This window comes from Paraburkholderia franconis (genome assembly GCF_009362735.1).
Taxonomy (GTDB): Bacteria; Pseudomonadota; Gammaproteobacteria; order Burkholderiales; family Burkholderiaceae; genus Paraburkholderia; species Paraburkholderia franconis.
In genome coordinates this window covers 30,862-48,305 of record NZ_WHNP01000015.1, presented here as the reverse complement: position 1 = coordinate 48,305, position 17,444 = coordinate 30,862, and the positions used below count along the sequence as shown (strand labels likewise).

General features: G+C 56.0%; 9 protein-coding genes and 4 pseudogenes. 5 read left to right on the top strand and 8 right to left on the bottom strand.

From position 1 onward, the window contains the following. Window positions 1-1,230: 1,230 nt before the first annotated feature. Window positions 1,231-1,402, top strand: a pseudogene (locus tag GCT13_RS17865) (IS3 family transposase); the annotation flags it as partial. A gap of 261 nt (window positions 1,403-1,663) precedes the next feature. Here GCT13_RS17865 and GCT13_RS17860 read toward each other — a convergent pair. Continuing rightward, entirely contained in the window at window positions 1,664-2,689 is a 1,026-nt protein-coding gene (locus GCT13_RS17860; protein WP_087737958.1) for an IS110 family RNA-guided transposase, read from the bottom strand. A gap of 56 nt (window positions 2,690-2,745) precedes the next feature. On the opposite strand from GCT13_RS17860, the pseudogene GCT13_RS17855 reads away from it, so the two are divergent. Continuing rightward, a pseudogene (locus tag GCT13_RS17855) lies at window positions 2,746-3,249 on the top strand (integrase core domain-containing protein); the annotation flags it as partial. Window positions 3,250-3,757: 508 nt separating this feature from the next. Beyond that, window positions 3,758-5,881, top strand: a complete 2,124-nt coding sequence (locus tag GCT13_RS17850; RefSeq protein ID WP_152760287.1) for a prolyl oligopeptidase family serine peptidase — start codon at window positions 3,758-3,760, stop codon at window positions 5,879-5,881. Between the two features lie 1,339 nt (window positions 5,882-7,220). Here the strand turns inward: GCT13_RS17850 and GCT13_RS17835 are convergent. From GCT13_RS17835 to GCT13_RS17810, 6 genes are all read right to left on the bottom strand, one after another. After that, window positions 7,221-8,069 carry a GNAT family N-acetyltransferase gene (locus tag GCT13_RS17835; protein WP_143811083.1) on the bottom strand — a complete coding sequence of 283 codons (849 nt, stop codon included), beginning with the start codon at window positions 8,067-8,069 and terminating at the stop codon, window positions 7,221-7,223. A gap of 72 nt (window positions 8,070-8,141) precedes the next feature. Further along, window positions 8,142-9,251, bottom strand: a complete 1,110-nt coding sequence (gene blsG, locus GCT13_RS17830) for an arginine 2,3-aminomutase (protein WP_087737934.1) — start codon at window positions 9,249-9,251, stop codon at window positions 8,142-8,144. A gap of 898 nt (window positions 9,252-10,149) precedes the next feature. After that, a complete protein-coding gene (locus GCT13_RS51215; protein ID WP_407670814.1) occupies window positions 10,150-10,482 on the bottom strand; it encodes an arginase family protein in 333 nt (110 codons plus the stop codon). Continuing rightward, window positions 10,370-10,696 carry an arginase family protein gene (locus GCT13_RS51210; RefSeq protein ID WP_407670813.1) on the bottom strand — a complete coding sequence of 109 codons (327 nt, stop codon included), beginning with the start codon at window positions 10,694-10,696 and terminating at the stop codon, window positions 10,370-10,372. Before GCT13_RS51210 ends, GCT13_RS51215 begins: the two co-directional genes overlap by 113 nt. 678 nt (window positions 10,697-11,374) lie before the next feature. Continuing rightward, on the bottom strand, window positions 11,375-11,722 hold the full coding sequence (locus GCT13_RS17815) for a helix-turn-helix domain-containing protein (RefSeq protein ID WP_160111789.1): 348 nt from the start codon (window positions 11,720-11,722) through the stop codon (window positions 11,375-11,377). An 813-nt stretch (window positions 11,723-12,535) separates the two neighbouring features. Next, window positions 12,536-13,411 (bottom strand): PhzF family phenazine biosynthesis protein, encoded by an 876-nt coding sequence (locus tag GCT13_RS17810; protein ID WP_087737939.1) that lies wholly within the window; start codon window positions 13,409-13,411, stop codon window positions 12,536-12,538. A gap of 914 nt (window positions 13,412-14,325) precedes the next feature. On the opposite strand from GCT13_RS17810, the pseudogene GCT13_RS17805 reads away from it, so the two are divergent. Further along, window positions 14,326-14,589, top strand: a pseudogene (locus tag GCT13_RS17805) (transposase); the annotation flags it as partial. 520 nt (window positions 14,590-15,109) lie between these two features. Next, on the top strand, window positions 15,110-15,742 hold the full coding sequence (locus GCT13_RS17800) for a reverse transcriptase domain-containing protein (protein ID WP_087737959.1): 633 nt from the start codon (window positions 15,110-15,112) through the stop codon (window positions 15,740-15,742). A gap of 531 nt (window positions 15,743-16,273) precedes the next feature. On the opposite strand, the pseudogene GCT13_RS49305 reads toward GCT13_RS17800, so the two are convergent. Continuing rightward, a pseudogene (locus GCT13_RS49305) lies at window positions 16,274-17,357 on the bottom strand (recombinase family protein); the annotation flags it as partial. Window positions 17,358-17,444: the final 87 nt, after the last annotated feature.

Below are 17,444 nucleotides of genomic sequence, written 5' to 3'. Positions count from 1 at the left end.
GCGTTCGAAAACACTATCTCTGCAGATCACGAGTGGCTACCTCCATGTTCCGCCTCGTCCGTCCTTTGCTCATAGCTCACGTTCAGTGCAAGTCGTCGCGACACTCCGCAATCGGGACGCTGCGCGATATCCGTAGTTCGGCATTCGTCAGGCAGTCGGCTCAGTTATGGTCTTCCCGACTTGTGACTGGTTGTCCGGCAACGTACTTCCCTGTCCGTTGATTTGCCTTTCGATCCCGTCGATGTTCCGCATTCGAGATACACTGAATGATGATGACTTTCTTCCCACCGTCCCTCAGCACCGCAAGCGCATTCTTGGACCTTGTCGACGCCACCTGTTCCGTAGAAGAAGGGTGGCGAAAGTTGACACGTTCAAGTATTCTTCGCGACTAGTAACGCGCGCAGTCTAGATAGCTAAATTTGAAAATATCCCCTCGTGGGCATCACTCATTGCTAATGCTCTCGGGCACTTTCTGTACCAATCGTGGGATATTGTCGGAAACGCCAGCTACACCGCACTGTTACAGTTTTTGCAAATTGTGACTTATCAAGTTTGCGATGTCACGTCCGCTACAAACCGCCCACATCTGTCATACATGCTACAAGCAGCGCTGAGGCGCTTCACGGTAACCATTGGTTTTCACCCTGCATCGCGGTTGCCGCGCAACGGCCGCCACTGGCTCCATCCTTCGCGACTTCTGGCGCCTCGTTGGATGATTTCTTGCAGACCTTCTCGCGCGAGGAAAATCCAATCGTCGAGGGCGGAGACAACTATATGCTGAGTTGTCAGTGGCAACATCAGGTGTCGTACCGTCCTGCTAACTAAACTAAAAGGATGTGAAAATACACCTTTCCAGAAGCAACGTTCCTCGCTCTATGCTGCTATCGTCGCAATTTTCCATTGCGAAGTTTGTACTCAAACCCAGATTCTTTTTCGACGGATTGAGACCTGTTTTCGCCTCATTACCACGATTGCTGCCACTACGGGAAGACCTGTCCCGGTGAGCGCGTGCGTACCAGGTTGTAGACGGCCATGCTCAACGCGAACATCCTTTATGGACACAGTCACATTTGTGCTCTGGGGAAAGCATGGCGTCGCCTTCATTGCGTCTATACGATCACGATCGGTCGGCTACCCGCATTCAAGGGCCGGCGCTTTTTCAAAGCGCTTCTTCATGTTCGTCTTCTTCTCCGAAAATGAGGCTGACCCGGGATTCTGGACCAGTCAGACGTGATGTTGCGCCGGGAAGGCTGGCGCGATAACCACAAAAAGGGTCTACGGGCTCTATCGCGAGCAGGGTTTGTCCTTGCGACACAAGCGGCCCAGGCGAAACAGGTCAGCAAGACCGCGACAACCGAAGCAGACAGTCACCGCGGTCAACGAGATCTGGAGTATGGATTTTTCTATGGTCCACCCGCAAACCGCAAGCGCGGACTGGTGGCGGTGGACGACTCGCGTTTATCTATCCGGCCTGTCGTGATCCGCTTGCTGGCGGATCTGGCCTGCATGATGTAGTCGCACGCTCCCATCCCGATTAGTTGCGCGGCATGTTGACTGCCGGAAGTCCAGACGGGTTTGGGGAAGCGACGGGTGGTCGTTTGCGCCATGCCGTTTCGCTGCGCGGGTTGCGGAAGGTAATGATGATCGGGACACTCGCTGGTGCTCAGATGTGGTACCGGTGCTGAAATTCGATACCACTGCGCATGACAGCCCATGCAATGCGTACGAGCTTGTTGGCCAGTGCGCAGATCGCAATGTGGATGTGCCGACGCTCGGCGAGCTGCAGCAGCCACCGCTGGACCGGATCGTTGGGGTGCTTGTCTTTCCATACCCACAACGCGCGTGCACCCTGCACGAAGAGACGTCGCAGATAACCGTTCCCGCGCTTGGTGATGCACAGCAGACGTGGCTTGCCGCGGGTTGTATGCTGCTGTGGCACGAGTCCAACCCAGGCAGCGAGATCGCGGGCACGCCTGAAAGCGGACGCGTCGCCGACAGCGGAGACGATCGCAGTTGACAGCAGGACCCCGATGCCCGGAATGGTCTGAAGACGCCGGCAGAGTTCGCTGTCGCGAGACATGCACGTTATCCGGTTGTTCATCTGGTCGATTGTTGCTTCCGTACGGTTCCACATATCGAGCAGCATGCGTCCGAGATCACGCAACATGGGCGTCAGGCCCGAGTCGTCGTCCTCGAGTAGCGCAGGCAAGGTAGTGCGCAGGGCATAGAATCCTTGTGCGATCTCGATACCGCGATCGAGTAGCAGTCCGCGAATCTGGTTGGTCAATGCCAGGCGCTGCTGGAGCACCCGCTCGCGGGCACGATGCAGCGCCTGAACATCCATCTGTTCCTCGGTCTTGAGCGGCACGAACCGCATCGTGGGAAGTCTGACAGCTTCGGCAATAGCCTGCGCGTCGTTGAAGTCATTCTTCTGCGACTTGACGAACGGCTTGACGTACTGTGCCGGTAAAAGCCTGACCTCGTGTCCGAAGCCCTGGAATTTGCGGGCCAGATACTGCGAACCGCAGCATGTTTCGATTCCGACAAGGCATGGTTGATGTTGCGCCATGAACTGCAGTAGCTGACTGCGGCTAAACTTCTCGCGCAGCAGGACACGGCCGCCACCATCGCAGCCGACGACGTGAAACCAGCGCTTTCCGAGGTCGATCCCTAAAGTTACCGAGTTCATGGCAGCCTCCATGGGGTGGTAGTGCCCACTACCATAGAAGAAGCGGGTGGACCATACCATTAGTAGCTGACGCGTTGTTTGATGGTCGCGTTTGCGCACGCTCACGATCGTTGATAACTACACGCGTGAGTGTCTGGCTATCGATGTCAAGGCCTCGCTCAGAGGCGAAGACGTGGTTGCCGCGCTGGATCGCATCACATCAGATCGGCCACTACCGCGCTTTATCAAGCGCAGACAACGGGTCCGAATTCATCTCGAAGGCGCTGGACCGATGGGCATACGAGAACGGCGTAGAAATAGACTTCTCACGTCCCGGCAAGCCGACCGATAACGCAAAGAATGAGTCGTTCAATGGACGCTTCCGCGAGGAGTGCCTGAACTCGAACTCGCACTGGTTCTTGTCGCTGGAAGATGCCAGGTGCAAAATCGATGTCTGGCCTGAGTACTATAACGAGGCGCGTCCCCATTCTGCACTGCAGTGGATGACGCCGGCCGAATTAGCTCGCCAGCAAGCGTGTCGAGCGAATTCGGCCCATCCAACGGAGCCGGACATTTCCAATTCTGAGCGGTGCCCTGATTCCGGGTCAGCCTCAGTCATCGATAATCGGCGGGGTGCACCAAAGAAGATTCGGCACTGCCGGGAAGAGGCTCGCGAGTTAGCAGAACATGACTTTTTCTACAGAGCCTAGTTCGTGTCCCACTATCGGTCCTTTCTCATCCTTCAGATCGAGTAGCACAAGACCTGCTCGAAGACGGGCTTTCGGGCAAGCTCAAACGCCCGCAGTTCGACGCGCACATTGATATCAATCAAGGGCATATGCGATTGGGCTGCCAAAATAGTGGCATGCTAAGCAGTGCTAGTCCACCGCCAACAGGCTTCCCAATGCGCGATACAGTGCATTTCCATATTGAGAAGTGGACCCGAAGCCTTCGGTGTCGGCGCATCTGGCGCCGCACACTGTCCTAATCTGAGCGCATCGAGTTATTAAACGATAAGCAGCTTGACGAGCCAACCAACTCCCACCGAAAGGGGTTGCCGAACAACGTTTTCAATCAAACGGAAGAGCTATGTTTGCTTCGCAATCCGAGATCATGTGGTCCCCACTGGACGCCGCTTCAGACCCGTATATCGGTTTGGAGGAACTCAGCAATCCAGCAGTCGATTCATGGGTATGTGCGCAGACCGCACGTACCATGGCTATGTATGGGAATACGACACACGCTGACGTGCTAACCGAACGGATTGCCGACGTCATGCTGGCCCAGGATCGCATCGCTACATGCACGCGCTACGGTGACTGGGGCTATAACATCTGGAACGACCAACAGCACCCTCTCGGCTTCATTCGGCGCACACCATGGGACGCATGGGTCGCGAGTCAGCCACGATGGGAGACTGTGCTGGACATCGATGCGCTTGACCTGAACCAGCGGGACGGTGATGATACGCGGTGGGTTCTAGCCAGCTTCACCTTGATCTATCCGACGTATGATCGCGCGCTAGTACGCCTTTCGCCTAGCGGCTCCGATGCCTGCATTGTGCGGGAGTTCGACGTAGGAGCCCGCACTTTTGTGAAGGACGGGTTTCAATTGCCAGAACCCGGTCATCACCAAGTAACGTGGATCGATCGTGATACGGTATATGTGGAGTGGGATGACAGCGCGGTAAACGCGGCTCCGGCCGTCACCGTCACCGGCTTTCCACGACAGGTGCGCAGATGGGCGCGCGGAACCCACATTGCAGACGCACCGATTGTGTTCGAATGTGAGCCCGGCGATTTGGCTGTGGTAGCACGTTACGACCCGATTTACGCTCGCCATCGCGCATCGCGCTCGACCACGTTTTTTGAAGCGGAACGCTATTGGCTCGACGAGAGTTCCAACGAATGGCGGCGGTTCGATGTGCAGCCTGATGCTGGAATTTTCGAGTGGAATGAATGGCTGCTCGTCACGCCGCGCACCGACTGGAATGTCGATCCCACGATATATAGTGCAGGATCTTTGCTGGTTATCCGCCGTGATGCGTTTCTCGAAGGCGACCGCCACTTCACTGTACTTTTCGTACCGTCGAAGACGGAAGTGTTATCAGGTGTGCGGTACACAAAGCATTTGCTGATGGTCACTTGCAGGAACGAGAGCGTGGCGCGCATAACCCTCTGGCGCTCTCCGGCCTCGCCAGATAGTACGTGGGAAGCGCGAGCGCTTTCGTTGCCGGAGGGGTGCGAGGTATCGGTGACGGCTGTCGACTGGACGCGTGACGATACTGCCTTGATTTACCTTGACCACTTTCTGACGCCGCCGGCACTGTATTTCGCCGATCTCGCTGAAGCTGCCCCTTGGCGCCTGCTTCGTCGGCTTCGTCCGAGATTCGATTCAACTGGACTAGTTGCACTGCGACGGCATGCCACGGCGCCCGATGGCGTGCAGATTCCTTATTGGCTGATTGGCCGTGAGTCCAATCTTGAAGGCAACCCTCAGCCTTGTCTGCTGTACGGATATGGCGGCTATCGAGTCACAGTTGACCGTCCACATTATTTGAGCACGATGGGATTCTCGTGGCTGGAACCCGGTGGCGTTTATGCGATCGCCAGCATCCGGGGTGGCGGGGAGTTTGGCCCTGAGTGGCATCGGGCGGCGCAACGTGAGAAGCGGCAGGTGGCTTTCGACGATTTCACTGCTGTTGCGCAGGCGTTGATTTCCTCCGGAGTCACCACCCCTGAACGGCTGGCTATCAGAGGGGGAAGCGACGGTGGCTTGTTGACTGCAGCGTGCATGATTCAGCGTCCTGAGCTGTTCGGCGCGGTTATCTCGGAAGTGCCGGTACTCGACATGTCGCGATTTAACTTGCTATCGATGGGAGCGCTGTGGGTCGACGAGTTTGGTAATCCAGATAACCCGGAACACTACCGAATATTGATGGGCTACTCGCCGTATCAAAATGTGAAAAAAGATGTTTCATATCCACCCGTTCTTTTCACTTCGTCGTCGACAGACGATCGTGTGCACCCCGGCCACGCGCGCAAGATGGCTGCAAAGATGCAGGCTCTCGGGCACGACGAAGTCTGGTACATGGAACATCGCGACGGCGGCCATGGCACGGGCGTCGAACCAGAGGCGAGGGCTCGTGCTTCTGCGACGATTTTCGAGTTCCTGCGGGCGAAGATCGGAGCATCGTTGCGGCCGGTCACGTGAATGTCCCAATGCCGTCGGCGCAGGCGTAGCTGTCGAGGCGGCTGGCGCCGCGCGACCAACCGGCTATCCGAATTCGAGACGCATCCGTCGCAGATGTGTCGAGGGGTGGGTGTCGGATATTGCCTCATGGGGTCGGCGCTGTTTGCGAGCAGGGTAGTGGTAGCCCTATAACATGGACGCCCCGGCTGGAACAGGACAGGTGTGCATTTTCGAGACATCGACTGAGTCCATGCATTCGACTCCTGATCTGCCTGCAAGCAACGCGAGCTCATAGCCGAACTGGATGTCAGTCAGACGTCGCATCCCGCGCCACATCATGGTATTGCTTGGCGGAGGGTCGCTGGCGCGCGCAAGGTAACCGCCGAACTGAACGAGCCTTATCACGTTGCGCACGAGCGGCGGTGCCTGCGCATTGTGAGACGTGTCGACGTGTCGTGAACGACGTGTTCAAGCAGTTCAATTTCGGTGCGTGTGAACGCGAGCTCTGCGCGGGCCTGCGGCGCCGAGCGGCCGAGCATTGTGAGTCAGAATATGCGCCAGCTTAGGACGCAGAACTGCAATCAGGTCCGCTAGCCGATCCGCTGTACGAAGCCGGGATTCTTCCACTTTGCAGCTCGATTTCAGGATTTTGTGGAAGGTCTCGATTTTCCAGCGCATCGCGTACCACTAGAGCTTCTCGATTGCCGCGGCACGAGAGCAAACCGGCAGATTGGTGATCAGTTTCCATTCAATAGGAGGACGCCCAGGCTTCCACACTGGAATACCAGACGAAGCGCAAAAATCTTTGATCAAGGCCGAGATAATCTGGTATAAGACTGGCTGGGGAGGATCTTCTCCGTGGATCGATTTCTTGGTGCGGAAGCTGTTCGCACAACAAGTACTGCAATGACGTGCTAGAGTCATGAAAAACTACGCCATGCGCATGACGCAGCGAGATGCATAGTTGTCCAAATTTATCTTCTCATTTGAGGACCGCGAGGTGAACCGGTTTTGCTGTAAGTGGGCCATGTAGCCGAACATCGAAAACTGCTCGAAGGTCTCAGCTGATCTATTTGGTTCCTGCCCGCTGTCGCTGCTTGGATTGAAACACGTTTCCACAAAATACCACACTGGCGCCGCCACTGGGGCGCGATAAGCAACGGGGAGCAATCATGAACTGGCAAATCGTCGCCGAAAATTGGCAGATGTTCGCCTCGGCACTTGCCACTACAGTCTGTCTCCTGTTGGGTTCGGTACTGCTTGGGTTTGTATCGTGTGGCAAACGCATGAATGTCGGGATACCAGCGAAACGTGGCACCAGACGTGCGGCCATCGGTTGCGGAAAGTCGCTGGTCATTGCTCACTCCGATACTTGTGACATGGACGTATCAACCCGCTTGGCGAGTAGATAGTCCAACTGTTGCTCATGTCCAACTTGGAAGAAGTGTTCGCCGACCTTGACAAACCGGTTCTTCGCATAAAACCGTTGTGCGCGTTCGTTGGACTCAGATACACCCAGCCAGATGGAGTCTCTTCCCAGGGACCGCGCATGCCCTATCGACGCATCCATCAGGGCAGGTCCAACTCCAGCGCCGTGATAGTCCGCGTGCACATAGATGCGTCGAAGCTCAATCGGGCTAGCGCCGGGCACACAATCCGGCACGTCCTCGTCGTATAGAAGCGAAAAGCCGGCAATCTGACCGGCACACTCCGCAACCAACAGCGTACGCGTCGAAGCCGTCATGTGTTCAATGAAGTGTTCGGGCTGAAGGTTTTCTCTTACAAACGCGGACAACGCTTCTTCGGTCGTATCGGGTGGACATGAAAACGGCACGGCCGCGATTGCGACTCTGCTGAGGGAATCCGCATCTTCGAGCACCGCTGAACGGACTACGAGAGCGTCTTGCACGTTGGCTACCATGAGTTGCACCGAAGGAAGGAAGTCGTTAGGGATTTTCAAATGCGGGCTGAATCCTGAAACGCCGCTCATCCGCGCGTGGACGACGCGTACCGCGCAGTGCTTTCCGCGGCACCGGTGGCAGCACTCCTGTGGTTTCGTATCAGCCATGGCAAGCTTACGTAACTCCACGCGATGCATGCCGATCGCATTCCAGTCGCGGTCGAGCATATCGGCAATGCGCTTCAGTGCCTCGGCTAAGTGTGTGGCAGCATCAGCCGACAGGGCCATGCGGTACAGTTCGCCGCGCACGATGCTTCGGTTTCCGTATTGCGAGCGGCTAGGAATGGAAGCCGCGCCATAAGCCCCGTCTGTATGTACCAGTTAAAGGTTTTGGATGATCTCTGTCTGCCCGAGGTAATTTCGGATTTCGCAGCCGTCGTCCAATCGCCTGACGTAGCTGCGGCCGGCGGGGATTTTTCCAAGATCGGTAGTAATGATGTAGTCAGGTACCGCGAAGCCGGTCGTGTGTCCGAACAGACCGTCAATTACTTCGAGACCTTTTTCGAGAGTGGTCATGAAGTGCGACACACCCGTAACATTGTCGCAGTGGTAAAGGTAGTATGGTCTGACGCGGATGCGCAGAAGTCCGGTAACGAGCGCCCGCATGATTTCGACGCTATCGTTCACACCCTTTAGTAAGACTGATTGATTTTGGACCGGAATTCCGTGCCGCAACAGTCGATCACATGCAGCAGAAGCCTCTTTGGTAATCTCCTTTGGATGATTGAAGTGCGTCTGAAACCAGATTGGCTGATACTTATCCAGCATCCGGCACAACTCCTCTGTAATTCGCATCGGTAAAACAACGGGACACCGGCTTCCAATACGAATTATCTCAATGTGAGGGATCATCCTAAGCCGCGAGACGATCTCTTCTAGCTTCCGATCGTTATACGAGAGAGGATCACCCCCCGTCAATAGCACGTCGCGAATTTCCGCATGCGAAGCAAGATAGTCAAAGTCAGGCTCCATCGATACGCCTTCACTCTCCCCGAAGTAGGTGCCCGCAACGTCCGTTGTATGGTATTTTCGCGTGCAGTGCCGACAATACACGGGGCACATCGACGTGACGAGGAACACGACGCGATCGGGATACTTGTGGATCACTCGATTCGTCTTGCGATACGATGCATCGGAGACCGGATCGATTCCGGCACCCGGATATATCAGCATTTCCGCGGCGGACGGGACCGATTGAAGACGCACAGGACAGTCCGCATCCTCTGGATCCATGAGAGAGGCATAGTATGGCGTGATACGCCAAAGATACTTGCCTCTAACGGATTCGATCGCATCGCGTTCAGCATGCGTGACGTGAATCCACCTCGCGAGCTGTTCCAGCGTGGTCACCGAATTCTTCATCTGCCAGTGCCAATTCGACCAGTTTGCCTGCCCAGCGTTGCCCGGCAATTCATTTGTTGACGCTTCCATACACCCCCCACTAAATTTGCACTACCACTCAATACCCAGTGAAAACTCCCCTTTCGGCTCGCGCGAGCGCTTGTTGGCGCCAAGCTGTAAGCCACGACCGCCGGCAAAGCCGGTGCCCGGAAGAGCTTGCTAGACTGCTCAATTCCGTCGTCCGATAAGGCATAGGCACGATCCCGACATGGCTACGCAACTCAACACGTCACCGGGCAACCGTACCTTCTCCAGACATATGCGACAAGCGCTTGATCCTACTCCGTGAACTCCCCCATAGATTCGCAGAATCGAGCATGAACGAGTCGACGCGAGTTCGTCAGCCATTTAAAGTCCTAGATCTCATCTCCAGTCACCGACGCTCTCATTTCGAACACCACCAACACAAGACATGCCATGCATTATCGAACCGACCTCATTCGTTCGAAGAAAATCAGTTGATAATCGACACCAGACCATGATTGACTATGAAAAAACTCTACGATCTGCTTTATCGTATAAAATTCCTCACGCGATCGCCTGTATCAACACACGATACTTGGCTTCTTTCGATACACGTCGGAGTCTTGCAGAAGAAAATATGAGCGGATGAACCCACTACCGCCAAGCACAGGATAGGATAGAATGCCGTGGTAGAGCTTGATCGAGGGCAAACCAATTTCACCTTGAGAAAACCCTCGGCTTCCGTTATTGAAAAGGTACTCGATTGCGCTCCCACCCAAAATCCATCCGAGGGGCGCGTTGCAGGTCAGCAAAAACCCCGAACATCATGGGAGTGTCTCAACTCGCACCGACGACGATGCATCGGGGTTGGAAGCAGGCTCCCGGTACTGCGATTCGCGTCGATCAGAGGTGCGTATTCCGTGATGTCGAACGCATACCGCGCAGCAATCAAGATGAGAACCTCTCATCCAGATCGTCGCGCCATAAACGCACCAGCGCCGGCTTGCGCGAAGCCTTGCACGAGCCTCATCGCGTCGTACGCAGGTAATCCTAGCGGCCCCGGAAACTGCGTTGCAAGTGCGGCAGCATGGTCGAGCACATCCGTGTCGAAAGTACAGCAGACGCGGTCCGTACCGTCGGTCACACGCTCGATCGCTTCCTGCATGACAGGTTTGAGACCGCGCTCACAGAACTCCTCCATTGTATAAAAACGCACGCCCAGATCCCGGCCTGTACTTGATTCCGCCGGCTGCGTTCGCGAAGCCGCGCAGCCCCAGGAATGCGACCTTCTTCGGATCGATATGACCACTCTCGATCAAGGGGCGCATTGGACACCCGCAGTAATGGCGATCCCCCTTGTAGTTATCCATCAGATCGGGGTGGCCGTCGAACCTAACGACGTCAATGTTCTTGTCGTGATGCTCTGAGAAAGCACGGATCGTGGCTTCAGAGATGGTGTGAATCTCGCCAGCTACCACCGGCGTGTGACCGCACTTAAGGACTGCCTTGATGACCGATTCACCGATTCGGTGTTGGACAGGCCGATGTCATAGCTCATCGGGTTGACCTCTACATCGCCGGAATCGGAGACCCCGTTGGTCTCGACGGAATTGACATAGGTCCACGCTATAAGGGCGCAACCGCGAAAGAGCCCTGACGCAAACCGTCTGGACCGCCCACGCCAACCGACTTCGTTGATTCGTATTCCTACAAACGGAACACCAAAAAATGCAAAACAACCAGGCTTAGGTTCATCTGGCGTGGTCAGCAAGGAGCCGAGTCCTGCGTATGCGAGGGCGACAACGCTTTGCACTGCCCAGGACGGGCGTGTTTGAGGATACGGAATCGACATAGTTAGCCTTGGAGAGTCGATTAAAACTGCTTCGCTGCAGATTTTTCGGTCTCAACTTCGGCACCGATAGCATATGAAACATAACGACGGAGCGCTTGTTGATGATCCTGTTCAGATAACTTGTCACTCGAGATCAGACAAATGAACAGCATTGGCACATGTCGAATATTATCTGCCCCAATGCATGGGTTTCACTGACGGGCGGAAGCTTCCCACGCGTGATTAGTACCTTGAGCATCGGTACCAGATAGGCCAGCAGATTCTCATTGATCTGGCGATATTGATCATTGATGTCTTCGTTCTTCCCACTGATCAAGGAATACGCGATCGCATATCGTCACGTTCTACGATCGATACGTTTCAGCGAATGCTGCGTAAGCCGACTCAGAAAACCCGCGATATAATCAGCCTTATTATCTCTTGCCCGCCGAGTTGGTTGCTCCGACTGCATCATTTCTGCATCCGATTGAGCGATTATTGCCAAGAGGATCTGCGCTTTCATATCAAAATGGTTGTAAAGGGTAGTAGCCGACAGACCCGCCGAAGAGGCGATCGTTTCGATGGAAGTCGCAGAATAGCCGTTTTCCGCGAAGAGAATTCGCGCGGCGTCCAAGATGTTAGCCTGAGTGTTGACTTTATTCCGCTCGCGCACCCCTATCGCGCGAGGCTCTACTATTTTGTCCAATGCTACCCAATCTCTCCGTCTTTGAATGATCGACGCTACTTTGTCATTTTTCCGCGAATGACAAAGATGTTTCCGCAGCACAAACTATCGTGGCGAACCGCTTTGACGTCGCTGTCAGCGCCCTGAAATCCGCCGCCCAATTCAGTCACGATCGCCCCGATCCGGAAGGCGCGGTTTCGGCAGAGGATCGATGATCAATCGTCACCCCGGCGTACCCGAAACCTCACGTATCAGTAAGCGCAATATCGACGGCGATCCCTCATCACTGATGCACGGACACACGCGGTCAAAATCGACCTCACAGATTCCGCCGTCAATCGACGGAGCCCATTCCGGCGCGTCAGAAGGCGGGGGTTTCGCGATATCATCGAAAACCTCAAAACCGCAAGCATTGTGGAAATATCGACGACACCACTTGACCCATGATTGGCGTTGATGTCGATCTGCGGGGCGATCGAGGCGCCGGAGGTTTGCTTCGCAAACTGTCACTTGAACTCCATCGGAAGTTCGGCCGCTTGGACGGCCCGCTATTCCCACACCCGCTCAATACGTCGCCTAGTTGGGTGCCCAAAGTTTGATTTGATCGGCGTCGAATAGCTGGGCTGGTCATCCTATTCATGGACGACCGTCATGCATCGCTTACCTCTCTACCGCAGCCAGCATGATATCGTGCCATCGTCCCCCCTATATCGTGGAGCGGTAACCCGTGCACCCCATCATCCGACATACCGCTTGAAATTGCTCGATTGGCAGACATCCGTTTAGACGTATGCCATATCGGTTATAAACTCACCCAATTCCGAATCCGCGCTACTAGCGCATCAGCCAGCCATCTAGACAAGTAACGCACGCGCCGCCAACGCGTATATTCCCCCTCACATCCACGCTCACCCTGACACGTCCGTCTCGACCGACGCATCGCCCCTGCGCGGCAACATAGTCTACGCCTTCCGAGGGTAACAAACCGCGTTCCCACTGGAATGCTGCCACACTGCCGTTGCCGCTTCCGCACACCGGATCCTCCAGTACACCAGAGGACGGCGCGAATGCGCGCACTTCGATTGCGGCCTCTCCATGCTTGTGGGTTCCGAATACAGTCAACCCCGCCACGCCGAGACGGCGCTCCAGTGCCGCAAGCCTCGCGAAATCCGGCCGCAGGTCGATGACGGAAGTCGCGTCGTTCAACTGTGCGACAATCCAATTCAAGCCAACATTAACGATTGCAGGCGCGGACTCAATCTCTACTTTGCGGCCAAGAATCAGTGCAAGCTCTGTCAGATCTGCTTCGCCCAGCGGTTGAAACTGCGCTGGGGGAAGGCTGAAATACAACTCAGGCACTGCTTCTCGCTTTCCGACGGACAATTGGATGAGGCCGGCATCGCATTGCTGAATCAACCGACCGCCTGGACGCGACGTGGCAAGCCCAGCTTCCAGGATAGCGTGGGCACTACCTAGCGTCGGATGTCCAGCAAACGCAAGCTCACTACGCGGCGAAAATATACGCAAGGTGTAGTCCGCCTCGGCCGTCTCGGGGGGAAGTACGAATGTGGTTTCGGAAAGATTGGTCCAGTTCGCGATGCGTTGCATTTCGTCGGCTGCCAGCCCCTCGGCATTTAGCAAGACGGCAACTGGGTTGCCAAAAAAACGTCGGAAGGTGAAGACGTCCACTACCTTGTAGAATAGTTTCATATCGGCTCCTTGTTGACTTGAAAAAATATCTACTCACCGACTCGGAGCCACCATCTCTTTCTGTTGGCCACCTTGTCAAATTTCCGCCTCCCTGAACGCTGTGCTTTGCCATACCGTCTTGGTAGTCGAACGGACCGAGCAATTACGCAGTCGCGCACCCAACCAAAATCGGTATGCTCTCAAAGAACAACAAGGCGTCGACAGCTACGCACTGATCCTTGCTGATCTTGTGGGTGATCGCTTCCAAATCTTGTTGCTGCAGCAACTTCGCGTTTCTCAACCACCGTGCCTCCGAGTGAATAATTCTTTCTGGCAAGCACCGCCGTGCCCTCTCCGAGCGGCCCGAAAATGCTGCGAGCCACCTTTCGTTAAAGACCGCCTCGTAGCCACTCAGTCATTTTGGATGCCACCATGAATCGCAAACCACCGTCCGGACGCGCTGAATTCAGCGCGCTCAGCGCGCGCGATGTTTCACTTATAAAGCAAATATTCAAAAGATTTTCACGAGCACCCACCGTATTAGGTGATCATTCCAATCCCACCCGCCGCAGCTAAACTGAAAGACTTCCCCCGTCCCCGGATGTTTGGCAGCTCGATATCGCATCACACAAGCGTGCTAGTGCTTTGAAAAGCAGACCGATCGAGGATCTCTCGGCAGATTAGGAAGAGGTAGCTCCGACATTACAGCGGCAAAGGTTTGCAACGATCGTGCCAACATAAAGATGCAGGTTTTCACGCGCGCGCGACAGAGTTTGATGAAGCGCGATGGCAATTCAGTGGCTATTATTTTTGTCACGAACACTACAAAGCCAACATCCTGCTCAGTAGTCGGGTTTGTGACGTTTGAGCTTCCCCTGAAATTTCGCCTTCCAGCAGGTCGCATATAAACTCGACCCAAAGGAAGGAAAGAAGAAATGTTCAAGGTCCCAAACCAGGTGTACACGGCAGAGTTCAAGGAAGCAGCCGTGCAACGAGTTAAGGACGGGCAAGGCGTGAGCGCCGTGGCCCGGGAACTGGGCGTGTCGACGCAGACGGTGCGCAACTGGCTGAAGGCTTGCGAGGCCGGCAAGCTCAATGGCCCGGGGGCGAAGGTCGTCACGCCGGAGCAGATGGAGCTGTCGCGCCTGCGCGCGGAGAACAAGCGCCTGCAGATGGAGCTGGAAATCGCAGAAAAAGCGGCGGCGTGTGTGCTATGAAAGCTGTTCGATCGATGAGGGTAGGCCCCTCGATGTCGTCTTTCAGGAGAAGGCATCAAACCACTTCAAGCTGCTGCGTTTAAGAGACGTGGTGGTGAGCGTTGAAGCAAAAGGCGCAGTGAATGCGTCAGGTATGGAATAACGAGACGAGCGCAAGCGAACCGTCGATGAGGTGTCGTTTAGCTTTTCCACTCGTCGCCAAAACCAAGGTTCACGCTGCACCTTGGGACAAACCAAGCGGGAGCCTGATGACTGGCTTGGTGGCGACCGGCATAAAGGCGGCGTGACGTTACTCCAGGCGATTGAACGGAACATAGGAACCTGTCATCTCGATGCGAAGGGAGAAGCTTGATTTGAAGGACTCGAAGAAAGCGAGAGTACCGATGCGGGGTACAGGGACGGAGCATTTCGTAGTAGCGGTGAAACCTCGTAATGGGGGCGGAGCGAAGGGAATGCGTCATCCGGCAAGACTGGTGGGCCAACCAGACAATGGGATGAGCCGATGAGTCGAGCCAGACCGTTTGCAATATCGAAGCAGTCTGTGTGGGCAGCATGGCTTCAGGTGAAAGCGAACCATGGTGCGCATGGTGTGGACGGGCAAACCGTCGAGGCATTTGAAGAGCGGCTTGGACGCAATCTGTACAAGCTGTGGAACCGGATGTCTTCAGGGAGCTACTTCCCACCGCCCGTGCGTGGCGTGGAAATTCCGAAGGGCAATGACAGGAACCGCAAGCGGTTACTGGGGATCCCCACCGTGGCGGACCGCGTTGCCCAGGTAGTTGTGCGCAACTATCTTGAAGCGCAGGTAGAGCCCTGCTTCCATCCGGATTCCTATGCTTACCGTCCTTCCAGGTCGGCGCTGGACGCAGTTTCTGCTGTCCGGGGGCGGTGCTGGAAATACGATTGGGTGCTGGAATTCGACATCAAAGGCGCGTTCGACCATGTTGATCACGAACTCATGCTGAAAGCGGTGCGGCAGCATGCCCGTTGCACATGGGTGGAGCTGTACGTGGAACGCTGGTTGAAGGCGCCCATGATGAGGGGGCAGGAATTGGTATCGCGGACGCAGGGCACGCCGCAGGGTGGTGTCAGTACGCCTCATACAATGTTGCATACTTTTCGCTCCGTCGTCTGAATCATCCGAATTTTCGCTGGCGAATGCTCCCGGCTGCGGATCGACCCTGAACACCACCACGATTTCCTCCTTGTGGATTTCGACGCGTTTGACCAAACCCAACACGATCCTGCGCTTCGTTTCAAGATCAATCGTGTCCAGTTTTTCGGTGACGGCGCCCGCGAATTCCTCGACCCGATTGATGACCAGGAACAGCTCGCTTTGTACGGCCCCTTGTTGCCTCGACTCCAGAATCTGCTGATCAATCTGCTCAAGCCGATTCTTCAGTTGCTGCATCTTCGGCTCGAAGTCGGTCTTATCGATGATGCCGTCGGCATAGCTGTCGATCAACCTCGACTTGCCTTTTTCCAGCTGAGTCCGCTGCTTTTCAAGGCTGCTCGTGTCGAAGCTACTCTTCTCGTCGCGCTCGATCATATCAAGCCGACGCTCGTATTCGTTCTTCAGTCGCTCTGGATGCCTTAGTAATTCGACGATCTGCTGCCACACCAGATCATCGAGCTTGTCCGTTCGCACTTGCGGATTGTCACAGATGCGATTGCCGCCGAAACGATACGCGTCGGTTCCGACGCAGCGGTAATAAGCGTAGTCCCGCTGATGCCCCTTGGCCGCCGCTTTGCTCACCTTCTTCGCGTAGTAGGCGTAACGGCACTGGCCGCAAACCGTCAACCCTTGCAGCAGGCGTTGCGGCACATTATCCCGACGCTGACGTGCCAGCTTGCGGTTCTCGGCAAGCTGCTCCTGAACAGCATGGAACAGCGCTTCACTCACGATGGCCGGCACCGGAATTTCGATCCATTGCTGCCGGTCCGCACGCACCGTCGAATAGGGTTTCCTGGGCACATCGGCGCTATGGCGCTGGGCACGTACGCGTACCAGGTGATCACGCACCTGCGTTTTGCCGAACGCAGCCCGCCCCATGTACGCCGGATTGCGCAATATGCCCCATACCACACTGCGGTCCCAGAACGGCTTGCCCGATGCCGTCACGGTACCCGCCTCCGTAAGCCGGCGCACCACTTCGCCTATGCTCAAGCGGTCCATCCCCACCCACTGGAAGATCGACCGGACTGTTGCTGCCTGGGGCAGTTCGATAACGTAGCGGGCCGGCGTTCCGTCCAGCTGCCGGCGGATGTAGCGGTAGCCATAGGGCGCCCCGGACAGTACATTGACGCTGCCGCGTTTTGCGCCGTGAAGCTTGCCACGACGGTGACGCTCGGCGATCTTCGCCCGCTCGTACTCCGCGATCATGCCCTGCATCTGCAACAGCAGCGACTCTTCCGGCGTCGTACCGATTGCGTGATTGAGGAATACGACCTGCACGCCGCAGGCCGTGAACTCTTCCATCAGCAGCGCCTGGTGCGCATATTTGCGCGCCAGGCGGTCCGGTGACAGGATGTAGACGATCGATAGCACCGAGCGCGGCACAGTCCCTCAGTCGCTCCAGCTGTGGCCTGATCAGCGTCGCGCCGCTCACGCCTGCGTCAACGAAACACATGTCCTCGACGATCTGCACGCCGTCCGCTGAAAGACGCTCCTTCAGGGCGGCAATCTGGCTGTCGATGGTGCCGCGTTTGTTCTGCTGTTCGGAGGATACCCGCGCATAGAGCGCAACCATCGCAGCTTTGTTCATCGTCTACCTCGCTTGATGGTCACTTGCTTGGCCGCGGCAGGCCGCGTCGCGGACGGCTGCGCCGTGGAGCGT

What these genes read in the sequence shown, in the direction of transcription:
- GCT13_RS17860 (WP_087737958.1), bottom strand. Translation starts at nt 2,689, where the DNA reads ATGAACTCGGTAACTTTAGGGATCGACCTCGGAAAGCGCTGGTTTCAC.
- GCT13_RS17850 (WP_152760287.1), top strand. Translation starts at nt 3,758, where the DNA reads ATGTTTGCTTCGCAATCCGAGATCATGTGGTCCCCACTGGACGCCGCT.
- blsG (WP_087737934.1), bottom strand. Translation starts at nt 9,251, where the DNA reads ATGGAAGCGTCAACAAATGAATTGCCGGGCAACGCTGGGCAGGCAAAC.
- GCT13_RS17810 (WP_087737939.1), bottom strand. Translation starts at nt 13,411, where the DNA reads ATGAAACTATTCTACAAGGTAGTGGACGTCTTCACCTTCCGACGTTTT.
- GCT13_RS17800 (WP_087737959.1), top strand. Translation starts at nt 15,110, where the DNA reads ATGAGTCGAGCCAGACCGTTTGCAATATCGAAGCAGTCTGTGTGGGCA.